General features: G+C 77.3%; 2 protein-coding genes and 1 pseudogene. All 3 read left to right on the forward strand.

Annotated features, from left to right (window positions below):
* Positions 1 to 2,145: pseudogene (locus tag HOY81_RS26585) on the forward strand (hypothetical protein); the annotation flags it as partial.
* A gap of 447 nt (positions 2,146 to 2,592) precedes the next feature.
* The gene (locus tag HOY81_RS26590) at positions 2,593 to 4,218 is read left to right on the forward strand and encodes a succinic semialdehyde dehydrogenase (RefSeq protein WP_237323264.1); all 1,626 of its coding nucleotides are present in this window, start codon (positions 2,593 to 2,595) and stop codon (positions 4,216 to 4,218) included.
* 61 nt (positions 4,219 to 4,279) lie between these two features.
* A partial coding sequence (locus HOY81_RS26595) for an NAD(P)-binding protein (protein WP_237323265.1) occupies positions 4,280 to 5,240 on the forward strand: 961 nt, incomplete at its 3' end.

Genomic DNA, 5,240 nt, shown 5'->3' on the forward strand with positions numbered 1-5,240 from the left:
GGGGAGGCCGGTGGCGGCGCGTCCGGCGCGGGCGGCACGCCGCTGCCGAGCGCCGCACAGGGCCCGCTGCCCGCGGGCTTCCAGCGGGTCGGCCCGGCAGGCAGGGACGCCCCGGCGCCCGGAGACTCCGCCCGCGACGGACGCCCGGGCCCCGGTGGGCCCGCCGACGGGGACGGGCCCGGCGGCGAGCGGGCCGCGCGGCACCGCGCCATCGCGGCTTACCACGCCGGCACCCAGGCGGCGGCCCGGTTGCGGGCGGAGACCCCGGAGCGGCGCGAGGACTGGTGGGCGACGCCCCGCGGCACGGGGAACCGCCCGGCGGACGACACGGGGCCCGCCCCGGGTGCCCCGGACGTACCGGAGCCGGGCGCCGCCTACGGGCCCCGGGGGCGGCCGTACGGCCGCCCCGTGGACCGGGCTCCGGGCCCGGGGCTCCCGGCCCGGGAGGCCCCGTCGGGTGCCGGGCCCACCGCGCTGCCCGGCACCCGGCAGGGCGCCAGCCGTCCCGTGCCCACCCCTTGGGCGCCCGGGGCTCCGGCACGGGTCCCGGCACAGGCCGGTGCTCCGGACGACGGGCGTCACGACGTACCCCACGACGTACCCCACGACGGGTCTCAGGGCGGGCACCACCACGGCAACGCGCTCCCGCACCAGGCTGCGGAGGTGCCCGGCTCCGAGGAGCCGGAGCGCTACCGCGGCCCGGCGACCCTGCGTTCCGCCGAGCGGGCGCGGCAGGCCAGGACGACGGTGGTCGGCGCCGTGACGGAGCGCTGGGCGCCGGAGCAGGCGGGCCCGGTGCACGCGAACTGGCGGCTGGCACCGCCGGTCGGGCCGGCCGCGGACCTGTGGGCGCTGGGCGTGCTGCTCTTCCGTGCCGTGCAGGGCCACGCGCCGTACCCGGAGGAGAGCGCGGCGGAGCTGGTGCAGTTGGTGTGCGCGGAGCCGCCCGCCTTCGCCGAGGACTGCGGCCCGCTGCGCCCGGTCGTGGAGTCGCTGCTGCGTCAGGACCCGGCGGAGCGTCCGGACTTCGAGGTGTTGCGCGGCTGGCTGCGCTCCCTGATTCGCTCGGCGCCGGAGCCGGACGTGGGGCGCCGGGCGGTGCACGCGCCGCCGTCCCTGGAGCCGGGTGGCCCGGCGGACCCGCGGCGGCTGCCGATCCGGCGGCGCCGCGGCGAGCTGGTGCGCCGCAGGCGGGGACGCCGCCGCGGCGCGGCGCAGGCCGCCGCGCGGTCAGCGCCGCGTGCGGGAGGTCTGCACGAGCTGGGCCTGGACGGGACGGGCCCGTCCGCCGAGGCCCCCGCGCCACGGCGGACCCGGAAGCCCCGGGCCCCGCGGGCGGAACGGGCGCCGCGGGCCCCGCGGCCGCCGCGCGCGACGCGGTCCAGCAGCCCGCGCAGCCTCGGGCGGCTGCTGCTGGGCGGGGTGTTGCTCGCCCTCGTCCTCTGTGTGCTCTACGCGGTGATGTTCCTGCCGAAGCAGGACACCGCGGGCGCCGGTGGCGAGAACCGCCAGCGCGGCTCCCTCGGCGACCCGGCGGCCACCCCGGGGCCGTCCGAGCGGCCCGGTGAGGACGGCGCGGACGGGCGGAAGGGCGCCGACGACGGTGCCGGAGCCGGCGGGCGGGAGGCGCGCACGCCCTCCGCCGCCGGGCAGCGGACCCGTCCGCAGACCTCGGCGCCGGCCGCCGCGGCGGACGGCTTCCGGATGCACCAGGACCCGAGCGGCTTCCGTATCGCCGTGCCCGAGGGCTGGGACCGGAGGGTCGCCGGGGCGCGCGGTCAGGTCCGCTTCGACCAGGGTGACTTCGAGATGGTCGTCGTCAAGGGCCGGGACACGGCAGCGGAGTTCGGCACCGATCCGATGGCGTACCAGAGCGAGAGCGAGCCGGAACTGGAGCCCTTCCGCTCCTCCGCCTGGTCCTCCGCCTCCAGTCTGCGCCGGATCGACGTCGGGGACACCGCGATGGCGGAGGGCACCTACACCTGGAAGGACGCCAGCGGGCGGGACGTGTACGTCCGCAACCGCGCCATGCTGCTGGGCGCTCGCTACCATCTGGTGCTGGTGATCGGCCCGGAGGACGAACGGGACGCCGTGGACCGCTGGTTCGAGGGCGCCGTGGACACCTACCGGGTGCTCGACCGCTGAACCGCGGGCCGCGCGGTCCGGCTGCGCGGCCCGGCGGGCCGGGCGTCGCCGTCCTCCCCGCCGTCGCCACCGATCGCGGCCTCCGCACCGGACGACCCGGGCCGCGCGGTCCGGCGTACGAGCCCGCCCGCACCGCCACCGCACCCGGGCCGGCGAAACCGGCCGCGAGCCGCCTGGCAGGCGGCCGCGACCGCTCGGCACCCGCGGGGGGACGGCGGCCAGGGCACCGTCCGGCGGGCACACGACCAGCCGGTGGAGAGCCTGCGGAGCACGGCGCTCTGACCGCCGGTCCGGGCCGCGGAAGGTACCGCGGGGCCGCCGACCGGCCTGGTCGGGAGGGCTGCGCCGGGAAAGGTGCCAGCGTTCACTGGCGTGATTGTGGACGACCCGTGAAAAGTGGTTACCGCTGGGTATGCGGGCCCCCGCGACCGCCCTTACGCTCGCTCCATGACGGACTCGCAGGCAACAGTCAGCAGCGACGCGACCACCGGCGGCAATCCGGTCGCCCCCGCGCCCGCAGGCGCCCGTACGGCCGCGGACGTGGTCACCCCCGCCCTGGTCGCCCGCCTCACCGCCGGCGTCGTCGGCTCCGGGAGCACGGTCAGCCACGCCCCGTTCACCGGGGAGCGGCTGACCGAGCTGCCCGAGTCCACCCCCGAGGACGTGGCCACCGCCTTCGAGCGGGCCCGCGCCGCCCAGCCCGCCTGGGCCGCCCTGCCCGTCCGGCGCCGGGCCGCGGTGCTCCTCCGCTTCCACGACCTGCTGCTGGCCCGCCACTCCGAGGTGCTGGACCTGGTCCAGCTCGAGACCGGCAAGACCCGGCTCCAGGCCCACGAGGAGGTGCTGGCCGTCGCCGTCGCGGCCCGGCACTACGGGCGCAAGGCGCCGGCCTATCTGCGCCCGCGCGGCCACACCGGTGCCGTGCCGGTGCTCACCAAGGTGACCGAGCTGCGCCAGCCGCGTGGTGTGGTCGGCCAGATCGCCCCCTGGAACTACCCGCTGGAGCTCTCCGTCGGTGACGCCCTCCCCGGGCTGGTCGCGGGCAACGCCCTGGTGATGAAGCCGGACACCGAGACCGCGCTCACCGCGCTCTGGGCCCGCGACCTGCTGATCGAGGCCGGGCTGCCCGCCGAGGTGTGGCAGGTGGTGCTCGGTGACGGGCCGGTCGTCGGTCCCGAGGTCGTGGACCGCGCCGACTACGTCTCCTTCACCGGCTCCACCGCCACCGGCCGTGAGGTCGCGCGGCGGGCGGCCGGACGGCTGGTCGGCTGCTCGCTCGAACTGGGCGGCAAGAACGCCATGCTGGTGCTGGAGGACGCCGACCTGGACAAGGCCGCCGAGGGCGCGGTGCGCGCCGCCTTCTCCTCCGCCGGTCAGCTCTGCATCTCCGTCGAGCGGCTCTACGTCCACCAGGCCGTCGCCGACGCCTTCCTGGACCGCTTCGTCGCCCGTACGAAGGCCCTGCGGCTCGGCACCTCCCTGGCGTACGGCGCCGAGATGGGTTCGCTGGTCTCGCAGCGGCAGCTCGACACCGTACGCCGGCACGTCGAGGAGGCCGTCGCCAAGGGCGCCACGGTGCTCGCCGGCGGCCGCGCCCGTCCGGACGTGGGCCCGCTCTTCCACGAGCCGACGATCCTGGACGGCGTCGAGGCCCCCATGGCGGTCTGCGCCGAGGAGACCTTCGGGCCGGTCGTCTCCGTCTACCGGTGCACCTCCGAGGAGGAGGCGATCGAGCGGGCCAACGCCACGCCGTACGGCCTCAACTCCAGCGTCTGGAGCCGGAACGGCCGCCGCGCCCACCGCGTCGCCGCCCGGCTGCGCACCGGGACGGTGAACATCAACGAGGGCTACGCCCCCGCCTACGGCAGCGTCCAGTCCCCGATGGGCGGCATGGGCGACTCCGGCCTGGGCCGGCGGCACGGCTCCGAGGGCATCCTCAAGTTCACCGAGGCGCAGACCGTCGCCCACCAGCGGCTGCTGCCCATGGCGCCGTCCCTCGGCATGGACGACGCCGCCTACGCCGCCTTCATGAACCGCTCGCTGAAGGCGCTCAAGGCGCTCCGCTTCCGCTGACCCGCCCGCCCCGAGCGGAGGTTCCCGTCCCCCGAGCGGGAGTCAAGGAGAGAGGTTTCCCGTGCACACGTACGACTACGACGTCCTCGTCGTCGGCTCCGGCTTCGGCGGCTCGGTCGCCGCGCTCCGGCTGAGCGAGAAGGGCTACTCGGTGGGGGTTCTGGAGGCCGGCCGCCGCTTCACCCGCGAGTCCCTGCCGAAGAACTCCTGGGACGTGCGGAACTACCTCTGGGCGCCCGCCCTCGGGCTCTACGGCATCCAGCGGATCCACCTGCTGAACAACGTCATGATCCTGGCCGGGGCCGGGGTCGGCGGCGGCTCCCTCAACTACGCCAACACCCTCTACGTGCCGCCGCCCGCCTTCTTCCAGGACCGGCAGTGGGGGCACATCACCGACTGGCAGGACGAGCTGCGGCCCTACTACGACCAGGCGCAGCGCATGCTGGGCGTGCGGCTCAACCCGACCATGACGCCCTCCGACGTCCACCTCAAGGCCGCCGCCGACGCCATGGGCTGCGGCGACACCTTCCACCTCGCGCCGGTCGGGGTCTTCTTCGGCGACGGCCGTGACGCGGTCCCCGCCGGGGACGGGGACGCCGGGGAGGACGGGCCCGCTGCCGCGGACGGGGAGACCGCGGCCGGCGGCCCCCGGGCCGAACCGGGCGCCGAGGTCCCCGACCCGTACTTCGGAGGCGCCGGACCCGCCCGGCGTGCCTGCACCGAGTGCGGCGAGTGCATGACCGGCTGCCGGCGTGGCGCCAAGAACACGCTCACCGAGAACTACCTCCACCTCGCCGAGCGCGCCGGAGCCGTCATCCACCCCATGACCACCGTCATCGACGTCAGGGAGGACGCCGCCCCGGACCCCGCCGCCCCGGAGTCCGGCGCGGCGGACGGCGGGGAGCGCGCCGGCGGCACGGACGAGGCCGGCGGCGAGCGGGGTTTCGTGGTGACCGTGGTCCCGACGGACGCGCGGCGCGGTCGCGGCGCCCGGCGGCGCGGCGCCCGTGGCGCCGCGGACC

Source organism: Streptomyces sp. JJ36, from assembly GCF_021696945.1.
Taxonomy (GTDB): domain Bacteria; phylum Actinomycetota; class Actinomycetes; order Streptomycetales; family Streptomycetaceae; genus Streptomyces.

Bases quoted from the DNA above. Each gene is read 5' to 3' on its own strand.
- HOY81_RS26590 (WP_237323264.1), top strand. From the start codon at position 2,593: ATGACGGACTCGCAGGCAACAGTCAGCAGCGACGCGACCACCGGCGGC.